This is a genomic window from Spirosoma aureum, assembly GCF_011604685.1.
GTDB classification, from domain to species: domain Bacteria; phylum Bacteroidota; class Bacteroidia; order Cytophagales; family Spirosomataceae; genus Spirosoma; species Spirosoma aureum.
Window position 1 is genome coordinate 6,684,105 of sequence record NZ_CP050063.1, and the last position, 14,933, is coordinate 6,699,037.

Consider the following 14,933-nt stretch of genomic DNA (forward strand, 5'->3'; position numbering starts at 1 on the left):
GAAAAAATGAAACAACTTTTCCTGCTTCTGCTTCTTACGCCTACCCTCTGGGCACAGTCAATACCACCACCGATACTCTATCCCAATCCGGAAGCAGCTTTACAATTGTACAGAAGCACGTTACTAAGGCTTCGGCAGGAATACACGAATCATCGCGACCTTCCAGATCTGAAATTCTTTCTGTTTGGCATGGGCGACAGAACCAAATACGTTTACCGAAACGGACGACTCATTAACGCATTGACGGGTCATATTGAAGAACAATGGCTGGTTAAAAATGAGATCATTGTACCTTCAGAATACCTGGTACACCTGACTCTGGATGAAGGTGTTACGGTACAGATTCGGGAAGATGAAACTGGCGTCTGGATACTACAAACACCCCCGGCCAAAGCCAGAAATGTAGCTAAAATACCTAAACCCAGACGCGTCGGAGCAACCCGAAGCGTCCTGAACTTACCCCGTTTTGCCGATCATACATTTGGCACCGTTCTTCGGGTGCTTCACCACGAAATACTCATCAATGTCGTAACCGGTGCCGATGGGATCGGGCGTCCCGTTCCGAATCTCTTTGTTTATCAAAAACCGTGGTATCGCGATGCTGCACTAATGGCCATGGTCCTGCGTGAAACGGGGAACCTGCGGCTCATTCGTGACTGGATCATGTCTATCCGCGATCCATTCGACCGCAACAACGCTGGCATTGCCGAAGCGGACAATCCCGGCCAGGTTCTGTTTCTGGTATCGCTCGTTGCCGATCAAACCCATCCGGCAGTGCAATCGGCCCTGGATTCGCTCAAGCAATTTAAGCGGGAGAATTTTATCATCGGCATAACCGATGGCGAGGAACATCCTGTTTTTCAGACCAAATGGCTCAAATACGGGTTAAAATCGCTTGGCCTTTCCGATGCGTATGTCATACCCAAACAGTATGACAGTTATTCTTCCCTTTTCTGGTGGGATTTTACAGCCGAACATGTTGCGGGCAAGAAGTTCGACGAGGAATCCAGCAATAACTATCCGTACCTGATCTGGGCCGAAGATCATTTTTACAGCCGGACAGAAAAACCGGAGAAGCGCGGTATGCTCAGCTCAATTGATTATCCGCTCAGTTGGGAGCAGAAAGCCAGTCAGGCCCACTACCCCGGCTTAACCGTCCTGGACAAAGGCTTTGTTAAGCAAAAATTAGCCTTCCCACACAGCTGGCACGCAGCCGAGATGTTTTTGCAATTATTGGACAGGTAGTTACCACAGTCACGAAATGGATTCTTTTTTGTGGTAATTGTAGCTTGCTTTCAGGAATTTTATCAACAATTATACCATTTTTATATATTTATAATCACCACAAATATTTTCTAAAGTATATAAAATTTCAATTCGATCAATAGCAATAAAGGTGACTATAACACTATAGCCACCTTTATTGCTAAGTACCTATTTATAAGAAACTTACAGATCTACTTTCAAACACAAACAAGCTTATATATAATATTATATCCTATTTGTATATATAAAATTATACTTCGACACATTAATTGATTACTTAGAGATTCAATAAAGCTGTTTTATCTAGTATTCGATCCTATTGGATGGGACTATCAGATGACTAACAGCCACGATACTCTGCCCGTATTCAGTCAAGCAACTCTGCATAAGCAGCTTTTCTTACCGCCGTATGAAACAATTTTTACTTCTGTTCACACTTTTAGGATGCAGCGTTTCTTTGTTTTCTACAATACACGTTATAGATGAATTGAAGCGCCGTCCTCCGCTTACGGCTAAATTACCTGTTCGTCCTCCAACGTTACGCACCAGCGTTAAGCGTGTTTTCCGAAAACCGATGGAGAATAAGGGGACGCAGATATCAATAGCAGGACCAGCTAAGCTTATTACAGATGGACCTCATAACCTGTCTATAACTGGGCATTTACTAAAGTCAGCGTCTCTTCCGATTCAGAAACTAGCCGGACCTGACCCAATCCACTTTTCGATGCGGGCCAATAAAACGAGTGTGAGCATTGGCGAAGAGCTTGAGATAACAATCACTGCCGAATTACCGCCGATCCTGCCTAATCAACTGTTCTTTTTTGAGTCGCAGCGATCATTCAGCTTAAAGGTGCTTATGCCAGACGGGTTTGAGCAGACGGGCGGCAACTATTATGATTATCTTACTGGATCATTGTCAGTTGATAGAAGTAAAAAAGAGGAGTATACTATAAAAGGACATTTCTCAGAACCTATCAATGAGCCGTTTATTTTATTACGTGGAGTGAAAGATGCGGGCAGCTCTGATTTGTTTGAAAAGAAACAACAACTCTACATAAAAGTCGTACCTAATACTCCCGTTAGTTTAGCAAAAGCTAAAACCGCTACTGGCTGCGTCCTACAATCCCAGCCGATAGGAATTATTTATCAAACAAAGAAGACTAATTCCAAGAGGCTTCGGTCTAGTGAGACCAACTCAATTATCGTAAAAATCAAAGATTCCACACGATATGAGTATAGTTTAGATAGTATTAATTTCCAAAAAAACAATCTATTCTCTATATCCAATACAACAGGATTCATTTTTATACGCGATACTCTTGATAAAACCTGTACTATAAGAATTCCCTATTGGTATAAGCAAAAAAAACACCTGAAAAGTATTCTTCAAAACGCGTCTCTATCAACTGACAATGACGAAAGCTGCTATGATCCAAATTTGAGCGTAGGCTTACGCTGTGATGGAGGAACAAGTATCATATCTGCCGATAACTGCTATCCTGACGGAATTTCTATCTTCATAAAATGGTATATAAATGGCTCTTATGACCCTTCTTATGATAACATTGGAGATATACATAATCCAAGCTTAGGCACATATCAATTTTATTGCTCGTGTGGCTCAATGAATCCTAGCAATAACCAGAGAACCATTACCGGCAATGAGTGTTCAGCCGGCTCAGCGGATTCTACCACTTGCAACTTTACTCCGACCGCATCGACTCCCGCCACAGCAAATTGCAGTACTCCAATTACCCTCACCAGTAGCTGCTCCGGTAGCGACTGTACGGGTATCACCACCAGTTGGTCGGGCAATGGCATCAATGCCGATGGGACTGGAACTACGCCCTCCACTCCAGGTACTTACATCTACACCCTGACTATGGCTAAAGCAGGCTGCGATAACCAAAGTACAACTACATCAGTCGAGGTTAGCTGTGAGGATTGTACCCCTCTCTGGGAAAACCACTATAAAGAATGTGATACACTAAATAACTACCGCTGGTATGAACGGGATAATAAACTATGCTCGCCAACCTATGGAGATGAGCGGCCAGGGAGTATATTGAGTGGACCTATAACGCAGGTACGTGTGGGTGCCAATAAAACAGATTTGTGTGGAACTGAGACCGCCACGCTACAAGCGAGCAACTGCAACGGTTATTTTTACTGGGTTGAGGATGCGTCTACCACCAATCCCAGGCAAGTCAGTGCAGGCATTTACACCGCTGGCTGCATCGGCTCCTGCAACACAACCACACAATCTATTACCATAACCAATGGATCTAACTGTACCCCAACCTCTAATCCCTGCGACTTCGCCCCTACCGCTTCAGCATCCCCGCAGTCTGTTAGTTGTGGCCAATCAATCACCCTGTCGGGCGGCTGTCAGGGGACTGGTTGTGCAGATGTCAGCTACCAATGGACAACCACAGACTGGAGAGACCCCAACGGCCAAAGCACCATCCACGTCACAGCCCCCCAACTCAACCAGACCATTTACTACGAGCTTACCTTATCGAAGCCCGATTGCCCCAACCAATCCAATCACACCGCGACCGCAGCAGTGGATGTTACCTGTGGTGATTGTAGCCCCCTCTGGGAAACGACCAATACTTACCAGTGCACCGACAATCAGCTTCAGCAGAAACAAACTGCCACCAACTGTGGCCAGTACCAGGAGCAGTGGCTAGCCATCCGTTCCACGGCCAACCCTATTACCATCACTCCCTCCAGCTATTCGCTCTGCAACGGCAGCGTCATGCTGACCCTGACCGGCTGCACGGGCGCCATCGCCTGGGCCGATAGCCCCTACAATACCCCCAACTTAAATGGGTATGACAGCCGACAAATCGACCAAGCAGGGACTTATACCGCCTTCTGTTACGGCTCCTCCGGCCTGAGTTGCGATTACACCCAAACCTCGATCAACATCGATAGCTGTACTCCCACAAACGGCCCCTGTGCCTTCTCAGCCTCAGTATCCCCGGCCCGATCTACCGTCCTGTGCTCCAATACAACTACTTTTCAGGGAGTCTGCACAGGAGAATGTGCGGGAGTCTACTACAACTGGAATGGACCCAATCTCAATGGAGAAACCAATGCTGACCTCACGCTGACACCCAACACGGCCGGAATCTTCGTCTATACGTTCTCAGTTAGTAAACTCGGGTGCGATAATGTAGCCACCACGACCGCTCAACTCGATGTCAGTTGTACGCCACCCGCCAACCCCTGTGACTTCGCGCCAACGGCATCGGCAACTCCCCAAACCGTTACTTGTGGTCAGCCCATCACCCTCATAGGAGGCTGTCAGGGTACCGGCTGTGACGGAGTCGTCTACAGGTGGTCGACCACCGGATGGACCGACCTTACGGGACAGGCCAGTCTCACCTTAACAGCCCCCAATGCCAACCAACCCCTCTACTATGAGCTTGGGCTGACTAAAGACAACTGCCCCAACGAGGCCGAAGATGCTACTTCAGTCGCTATTACCATTAGCTGTACTTCTCCTGCCAATCCCTGCGATTTTACCTCAGGCGCATCTACTCCCGCTACGGCCCTCTGTAACTCCTCCATCACCCTAACCGGAAGTTGTTCAGGTGCTGGTTGTAACGGAGTTACCTATAGCTGGTCGGGAAATGGTATCTCGGGATCAAATGTTAACAACACGATCACCACACCTGGCGCATCAGGTACTTACATCTACACCCTGACTATGGCTAAAGCAGGCTGCGATAACCAAAGTACAACTACATCAGTCGAGGTTAGCTGTGAGGATTGTACCCCTCTCTGGGAAAACCACTATAAAGAATGTGATACACTAAATAACTACCGCTGGTATGAACGGGATAATAAACCATGCTCGCCAACCTATGGAGATGAGCGGCCAGGGAGTATATTGAGTGGACCTATAACGCAGGTACGTGTGGGTGCCAACAAAACAGATTTGTGTGGAACTGAGACCGCCACGCTACAAGCGAGCAACTGCAACGGTTATTTTTACTGGGTTGAGGATGCGTCTACCACCAATCCCAGACAGGTCAGTGCAGGCATTTACACCGCTGGCTGCATCGGCTCCTGCAACACAACCACACAATCTATTACCATAACCAATGGATCTAACTGTACCCCAACCTCTGATTCCTGTGCCTTCTCAGCCTCAGTAAACCCGGCCAATTCCTCCATTCTCTGTAACACCACCACCATTTTGCAGGGAGTCTGCAGCGGGGAGTGCGGGGGAGTGTCCCACCAGTGGGAGGGTCCCAACCTCAATGGAGAAACCAATGCCGACCTAACCCTGACGCCCAATACGGCCGGGACTTTCGTCTATACCTTCTCGATTAGTAAACTCGGGTGCGCCCATGTAGCCACCGCGACCGCTCAACTCAATGTTTCCTGTGGGTGTACCCCCACTTGGGAGGTAACTTCCGACTACCGTTGTGAAGAGGGACAACTCCAACGAAAATGGACGAATACTAACCTCGATTGTCCCACCTATACTGATGAGTGGCGGAACAGCGACCCTAAGGCCAGCCCCATCACTATCACCCCTTCCAGCTATACGCTCTGCAACGGCAGCGTCATGCTGACCCTGACCGGCTGCACGGGCGCCATCGCCTGGGCCGATAGCCCCTACAATACCCCCAACTTAAATGGGTATGACAGCCGACAAATCGACCAAGCAGGGACTTATACCGCCTTCTGTTACGGCTCCTCCGGCCTGAGTTGCGATTACACCCAGACCTGGGTCACCATCGATACCTGTACAGAAACAACCTGTAGCCTCACGGCTACAGCCTCGGCATCACCACAGTCAATTAGCTGTGGTCAACCAATAACCTTGTCAGGGGATTGTCAGGGAATTGACTGCGGAAACGTCATTTACACATGGTTGGGGCAGGGAGTAACCGAACAAGCTGGGTCCAGTTTAACACTAACTGCTCCAGCTACGACCGGGACGTATGAATACACGCTTACATTAGGCAAATCTGGCTGTTCTAACACGGTACAGGCAACAACTCAAATCACGGTAAGTTGTCAGGAACCAAGTGCCTTGACAGGTACTGTCGATGAAACAACCTGTACACGAATCCGGGGCTGGCTAGTGGATGTGAATAATGACGAACAGTCGCAAAAAGTAAGAATTTATATTGATGGCGTTCTTCAGGCAACAGTTTGGGCTGATGGCCCCCGCCCAGATGTTAGGGCTTATATAAATCAGGTACACGGCGCAACGGGTACATACGACAAGTTTGAATTTAACTGGGCAGTTCCAACAGTTTTCGAACAGGGACGGCATGAGGTGCGTGTAACCGATACAACCGGTAACTGGGAGTTCTCCTCTCATCCGTTGTTCTTCGGAGCAGATGCACCTACTTTAACGCCTACTTCCACTACTATTTGTGCTGGACAATCCGCCACCTTAACAGCTGGCTGTACCGCTGGCGAAGTTGTCTGGTCGAACGGAGGCACAGGTAATGTACTTATTACTGGCAATTTAACGGCAACGATTAGCTACACTGCCACTTGTAATGCAGAGGGGTGCTTATCACCATCGGCGACGGTCACTGTTGTAGTTATTCAAAGACCTGTTTTTGGATTCTCGGCCGCTGGGTCAAACCTCATTCCTGTAGCCGCTTCCACGACTAATGGGCCAGCTAATATGACAGCTATCATCTGTTCAGGAGACTATCTGACATTAAGTGACCTCAGTTGGCCTTCGTCAAACGTCCGGCTCATAGAACATTTCATGTCGAATGGCGTGGCAGGTTTACCTACAACCAGGCCAATGAATGATCTTGATGCTGCCACGGCGGCATCGATCTTCAATCAACGTCACGGCCCCTATACAGTAGATACTACTGGAATAGAGGGAACAATCATAGAGTCATTCACTCCCTATGTTGACACGAACGGGAATAACCAGTATGATTCGGATATTGATTGTACCGGCGACTCAATAACTCTATTCTATCAGATCATACCCACACCGGCAAAACCAGTAGTGGTCACAGCGTCCTGTGGTGCCATATCAACAGCCCGCAGTGTTACGCTGACAGCCAGTGGCTGCTCAGATATGGTAAAATGGGAGTTGTCATCGGGTACATCGACAGGACCAGCAGTAGTCGTACATGTAAGTCAGACAACAACCTTTGGGGCTCGTTGCACCAATGCAGCAAATTGCCAAAGCGATACGGCCGCAGTGACCGTTCATTTTCTAAATCTACAGGCCCCAACTGTTGCTACCTCAACACTAGCAATTTGCAGTGGTGAATCCGTCACCCTTTCGGCTAATGGCTGCGAAAGCGGAACTACGATCAAATGGTCGAATGGTATGACCGGATCATCAATCACCTTCAATCCAGCAACTACAACCACCTATTATGCAATCTGTCAACTAGACTGTGCTGAAAGTAGTAATTCCAATCAGGTTCAGATTATGGTTCGTCCTGGCCCAACGGTGAGCGGCATACGGAGTTATACGACCGGCCAGACAATATCCTTAACCGCAACAGCGGCTGATGCTACAAGCTACATCTGGTATGGCCCAGCCGGCTTCACGTCGACTGGTGCCCACTTGCGCATTTTTGGTGCCAATACCAACATGAGCGGTTCTTATACGGTCGTAGCCAGTTATGCTGAAGGGGGTTGCTCGCCGTCAACAGAGGTAATTATTACGGTAAACGGCCCTGTTATTCAGACTCAGACTATCACTCCCAGCATTGTGTGCGCTGAATCTATTCTGAGTATACCGTTCTCTACAACCGGTGATTTTGATGCAGGAAATAAATTTACTGCCCAGTTATCAGATAGTAGTGGCAGCTTTAGTTCACCCCTATCCATCGGCGAAACCACACCAGGCAGCGACACTAGTAGCCCTATTAGCGCAACGCTCCCAGCCAGTGTCCCACCAGGCAATGGCTATCGGATTCGGGTTATCAGTAGTAATCCACTAACTGAAGGCGAAGTTAGTCCAACTGTGTTAACTATTAATGCGCTCCCAACGGCGCCTACGCTAATGACTTCAGGTACACAGGTTTGCTCAGGAACAAGTGTTACCTTAACTGCCACTTGTTCGGCGGGTACTGTCCGCTGGTCTACCAATGATAGTGGACCGGTATTGATTACTCCGGCGCTTACCAGCAATCAAAGCTATAGCGCAACCTGCGAGCAGTCTACTTACTGCGTCAGTTTACCGGCATCAGTTAGTCTAACGACTATCGGTTCGCTAACCATTGGTGAACCACTGGTCATTTGCACGTCAAGCAGTACGACAGCTATCGGAAGCATCGTAGTCAGCACTACGCTTAGCCAACCGAATCAGCTCGTTGTTCAGTATCAGCTCGAAAGTCAACAGACTCCTGACTCGTATTCGGTCGTTAGCCCGTGGAGCAGTAGCACCGCAACACTAACTAATCTACCGGTTGGTCAGTACCGTTTATCAGTGCGGGGAGTCAATCAGGACGTTCCAGAGCCAACGACTAGTTGTGGACTTGTTACAAAATCGATTCGTATCGACGCCTTGTCTGCCAGGGCCAGTTCGTATAGCACTACTTCGGGCAGCCCTGTCTCATTGTGGGTAGAAGGAACTCCTTTCAACAACGGCAATGCCCTCTGGACCAATGAAGGGGCTACCTTCAGCCCTTCCAGTCAACCACAGGGGCTTACCAATACATTTACCTGGGAAGCCTGGGTTAAACCCGACAACAACCTCTCGGGCGATAACACCAACGAAAACTACGTACTCTACCCCTGGTTTGATGGAGCCAATTACTCATCAGCTTATGCCGGCCTGGGTATTGCCACCGGGAAAGATGGGATTCGTCTGGTTGGGCACACAGCCAACTACCTTCAGCAGATTCTCGATTACCGTATATCCATCACGGACTGGACCCACATTGCCGTTGTGTTTCAGGATAATGTAGCAACTCTGTTGATCAATGGACAGGTTAAAGCCAGTAATGTGACTCCTCCTCAGGGTAAGATCATGTACCCTTCCAACTATGTCACCGGTTTGCCCTGGTCCAGAGATTTTGGTCGCTACAAAGGTGCGGTCGATGAAGTTCGGTTGTGGAATACGGCTCGTTCAACGACCGAGATAGCCCGCGACTACAAACAGGTCCTGGGTGGGCAGGAAACAGGATTACTTGCCTACTGGCGTTTTGAATTCGTTGATGAGGCAGGTGTCACCCCGGCCACAGGCAACTCTGGCTTATCGGCGACAGTAGGAGGCAATCCAGAAACACATGCGTTGGTTCCGGGCGTCAACACAGACCTTACCGCTCAGACGAGTGTCGTTACCTGGACAGCCATGCCCGGTAGTCAGACCTTTACGGGCAATACTATCTCTGTTTCGCCGACCCAAAGTACAACGTATACCGTGACCCGGTCAGACCTGGCCTGCTCAGTACCCATAGCGATAAGCGTCGTTCAGGCGCCGTGTAATCTGACAGCTGTGGCCAACTCATATAGTATTGTAGCTGGTAGTCCCGTTTCATTGTGGATCGAAGGTACGCCCTTTAATAGCAGTAATGCCCTCTATACGAATCAGGGGCTTACTTTTACGCCTTCCAGCCAACCGCAAAGCCTGACCGGAACGTTTACCTGGGAAGCCTGGATCAAACCCGACGTTAATCTCTCGGGCGATAACACCAACGAACGCTATGTGCTGTATCCCCGCTATGATGGCTCTGTCTACTCCTCAACTTATGCCGGACTAGGTATAGCCGCAGGTAAAGATGGTATTCGGCTAGTGGGACACACCGCCAATTATCTTCAGCAGATTCTTGACTACCGTACGCCCATCACGGACTGGACCCATGTGGCTGTTGTCTTCCAGAATAATGTGGCTACTCTGCTTATCGATGGCATAGCTAAGGTGAGCAACATGAGTCCCCCTCAGAACAAGATTATTTACCCCTATAACTACATCACAGGGGTTCCCGATGGGGAATATGGTCGCTACTGGGGAGCTGTCGATGAAGTACGACTCTGGAACACCGCTCGCTCAACGACCGACATCGCCCGCGATTACAAACGACTGTTGACGGGTCAGGAAGCAGGATTACTCTCCTACTGGCAATTCGAGTCGATTGCCGATAACAAAACTCAGACAACCGGCACAGCTGCGCTTTCGGCGGCATTGGGAGGATCGTCCGATAGTTATAAGCTGGTAACAGGCATCAATACCGCGACTGCTATCCAAACGGATGTGGTGAGCTGGACAGCATTGCCTGGTGGACAAACCTTCACGGGAAACACCATTGCTGTTACACCCGCTAAAAGCACGACCTATGTAGTAAGTCGGAGTAGTAATCCGACCTGTACAACCAGTGTGGGAATCTCGGTAGGAATTCTTCCCTGTTCGTTTTCACTGGTGGGCAGTGCTACACCAACATCGCTTTCGTGCGGAAGCCCGGTTAGCTTGTCAGTGGCACCAAGTGGGCCAGTAAGCGCTACGGCGGGTACTATTACATATGCATGGAGTGGTCCGGGCCCTGACAGTCTGATGTCCTTCACACAAAGTGGTCAGAGTTTCACAACAGTTCCGGCATCTGCCACGACCAGCGCCGGCGTTTCGACTACTTATACCTCAACAACGGGCATATCGACCGTAGCAACATCGGGATCGAGTGTAGCCACTTATTCCGTGACGGCTACGCAGGGTTTCTGCACGACCAGTGGTTCGGTTAGTGTAGTACTGACGGGTGCCCCTAGCCTGTCAGTCAGCTCTCCACAAGCTATTTACCGGGAGGGTGAAAGTCTGACATTGACAGCGGCTATGTCATCTACTGTGGCTGGGCCAATTGTTTACGACTGGACGGGTCCGAACAGTTATACCGGTACAGGCCAAAAGGTAACAGTTCCTAAAGCTACTACAGCTATGGCTGGCTCTTATACAGTAGTGGCTACCATACCCAGTGGTTGTACGATCAGTGCCAGTCTGTTAGTAAAAATAATCCCAGATTCCTGTAGTTGTCAGGACTGTGATGCTCCAGAATGGCAATCTGAAACTATTTCAGTCGGCCCCGATAATACGGGAACTGATTATGCCAACATCGTAGAAAATACCTATCTGGCTCCAACACCATCAATTGGTGGAACTACGGAAATTAGGCAACAGATCACTTATTTAGATGGATTTGGCAGACCGATACAGATCAATCAAACCAGTGCCAGTCCTTCTGGAAAAGATATAGTGCTACCTATCGAGTACGATGGATTTGGTCGAGCTATCAAAAACTATCTGCCTTATACCGATGCAGCAGGAGGAGGCTTTAAGGCTAATGCCGTCAGTATTCAATCCAGCTTCTATCAGGGCCTGAAGGGAGACGGAGCGGCTTTCTCAACAACGCTATTGGAACAGTCTCCGCTGCAACGGCTTACTCAGCAGGGATCCATTGGAGCAGCCTGGCAGCCCAATGGTGCTGATGCAAACAAAACCGGAGTAATTAAAGAGGCTTACCGACACAATACCGAAACAAATATACCCCAGCTAACCAGTGCCTACAGCGGCAACAACTGGACTTTATCTCGCTATGCTGCTAATCAGTTATTTGTCAACGAAACTAAAGATGCGACAAATAATAAGGTAGAGGAGTTTACCGACCTATTTGGCCAGACTATCTGCAAAAAAGTATATAGCGGGGCGGAAGTGCTGACGACTTACTATGCCTATGATGACTTCGGTCGACTACGCTTTACGTTCCCACCCAAAGCCGCTCAAAAGCTGGAAAGCCAGGCTGATGGATCAGTAGATTTCACCAGCACAGCCACGGTTAAAGACCAGATCTTCTGGTACGTTTATGACGCTCGCGGGCGGGTTGTTGAAAAGAAAACGCCAGATGCAGCCCTTGAAGAGATGGTTTATAACCTACACGATCAGGTAGTGCTGTATCGGAATGGGATGCACCGTAGTAAAAGCCAATGGATGTATTCCAAGTACGATGAAGTGGGCCGTATAATTAGCAAAGGCGTGTATGCCAGTGCTAACAGCCGAGACGTAGAGCAAGCCGCCGTAACGAACAGTTTCTCACCAGTTCCCGAATTTGGCGATGCTGCCTATCCAACCAGCGGGGTTACGGAGTTAAGCAAAAACTATTACGATGACTATGCCTTTACTGGCAAAAAGTCACCCGATCAGCCTACTGAGTTTGGATTAGGTACACTGGCAACCGAAAGTGGACCCATCACCCTGATTGGCAAGTTGACCGGTACCAAAGAAACTATTTTGAAAGCATCGGGCGCGGCTGCAACAGCCAAAACCGACCTGTTGACAACGTACTACTATGACCAATATGGCCGGGTGGTCCAAACACGGCAGGAGAACCATCTGGGCGGTGAGGACCTCTCATCAGTACGGCTCGACTTTGCTGGACGCACTTTAGAGACCAAGCTGACAACGAATGCCTTCAACAAGACAACCCATGTATGGACACGCAACACCTATGATCGGGGTAACCGACTCAAAATGACCTGCCAGCGTATCAACGATGGTAAAAAGGAACCGGTCGGGCGGTTTACATACAACGAACTGGGTGAGGTAACCGAAAAATGGCAGGGCTGTAAAATGCAGGTGATTACCTACCAGACTGACATTCGCGGACGGTTGACGAGCATTAATTCATCGGACCCGGTACAGCTAAAGGCGAATAAGCAGTTCTTCGGGATGAAGCTGGAATATACCATTGACGATAACGTCTCTGCTCAGGTATGGGGTAGTGTACCGCACCTGCGGACCGGGGCTACCTTACCTGCCAAACGACGCTACGAATATAGTTATGATCCTATAGGACGGCTTAAGGGTGCTAATTACACGGGAGCCAGTGAAAACTTCTCGGTTAGTGGCATTAATTATGACCTCAATGGCAACTTGTTGAGTATGGTCCGCCGGGTAAGTACGCCTTCGCTGGGCGATAGCCCGAATGAAGATAACCTGAGCTATACCTACGCGCCTAACTCGAACCAGCTTAGGAACGTGCAGGATGCAGGAGTGGCGACCCCAACAAATCCTAAAAAAGCCCACTACTTTAACGACCGGAATCAAACTGCCGACGATGGGAACCGCACTGACTTTACGGACGCCGACGATTATGCCTACGACGCTGCGGGTAATCTCATCCGCGACCTGAACCGCGACATCCGTAGTATTGATTACAACGTGCTGGGCTTACCCGAAACGATTACGTTCGGTAATCAAACCAAAATATATTACCTTTATACGAGCGGAGGTGACAAACTGCAAAAACAGGGGGCGTACCTACCAAGTGAACAAGCCGGACCAATCCAGGCCGAACAGTACAGTCAGAAACAAATTGACTATTCGTCTGGTGTTGTATATACCGATCAGGCGATCAGTTTTATTCCGACTGCTGAAGGGCGCGCTTTACCACCAGTTACCGATACAGTCTCTGTTGAGTATAGATACGAGTATCAGCAGACCGACCATTTAGGCAACCTGCGCTCGGCCTGCCATTGCGGAGAGAAGTTTGATGAGACTGGCAAGTTGGTACCCACAAAGGGCATTGAAGACCAGCGCACGGTGGTGCAGGAAAACCACTACGACCCATGGGGCCTCAACTTAGCCGATATTGAAACCCAGCCCAGTAGTGGTCTGGACTGGTGGCAGTTTAACCGCGGTAGTGAAAAAGCATTTGGCCCCGATGGCAGTTTTCAGTATGACACAGATTTCCGCCAGTATGACCCCACAATCGGGCGATTTGGCGGGGCAGATGGGTTAGCAGGAGTGTTGCCGGGCATTAACCCATATATGTTTGGCTTTAATAGTCCGGCTGGTTTTAACGATCCGACTGGACTATTTGGAGAAGGACCAATAAATGGAGGTACCCTTAATGTTTTTGTCAATGTAACAGCAAAAAGCGGACCTGGTATAGTAGGGAGAGGATTAACCATGCTCCCCTCTGCGTTGAGTGTAGCCAGACCCCTATTAGCTGGTAGTATCCAAACGCCTACAATTAGCTCTTCGTCTGGAAAGGTGACGATGTCGGAGACTTATATAGGGGCTAATAGATCATCACCCCAGCAGCGGAGCCTTGGCAAAAGGACGTATAATCAGAACAAGTTGGCAGCAGAAATCATGGCTGATCCAACTAACATGGGGAGTAGAGGTGGAGCGTTCTTTGCGATGTATGGTGCTGGTGCTGGGGTAGCTCAAGAGTTGACAGGTCAGGCAATAGCTAAAGTAGGAAGCTACATTTGGAAAGGATCCACTATCACTTTATATAGAGGTACAAGTACAGTCAGTGAACTGAGGGCATTCAATGAAACAGGAATGATTATGAGTGATGCTGCAACAAATGCTTATGTTGAATCTTCATACATATCACAGAGGATAGAGGCCATTAATGCAGGTATGAATGCGTCTCGTGCTGCTCATGCACGTCAAGTAGCTACCTGGTGGGGCGAAGAATCATCTTATGTACAGGCCCATTCGGCTTTCTCGCAAGAAATTGATGTATTCGGGCCACGTAGTATGACATCATGGACTGATAACTTAGGTGTAGCAAAATCGTATATGAATGGAGGAAAGTTGTTCAGGACGACAGTAGGACGCTGGAAGGCTTTAAAGCAGACATTACCTGGTGCGAATGAAGGAGAGTATCTGATTAAACATGGAGTACGAGCTAAAGTTATTCGCAAATAAA

2 protein-coding genes are annotated in these 14,933 nt (G+C 48.8%); both read left to right on the forward strand.

All coding sequences use genetic code 11. The features are described from left to right. Window positions 1–6 precede the first annotated feature (6 nt). Window positions 7–1,245, forward strand: coding sequence for a hypothetical protein (locus G8759_RS26605; RefSeq protein ID WP_167215213.1), 1,239 nt, complete (start codon window positions 7–9; stop codon window positions 1,243–1,245). Between the two features lie 1,645 nt (window positions 1,246–2,890). Then, window positions 2,891–14,932, forward strand: a complete 12,042-nt coding sequence (locus tag G8759_RS26610; protein ID WP_167215216.1) for a DUF6443 domain-containing protein — start codon at window positions 2,891–2,893, stop codon at window positions 14,930–14,932. Window position 14,933 lies beyond the last annotated feature (1 nt).

Coding starts and splice junctions, on each gene's coding strand:
- G8759_RS26610 (WP_167215216.1), top strand. CDS start 2,891: ATGAATCCTAGCAATAACCAGAGAACCATTACCGGCAATGAGTGTTCA.
- G8759_RS26605 (WP_167215213.1), top strand. CDS start 7: ATGAAACAACTTTTCCTGCTTCTGCTTCTTACGCCTACCCTCTGGGCA.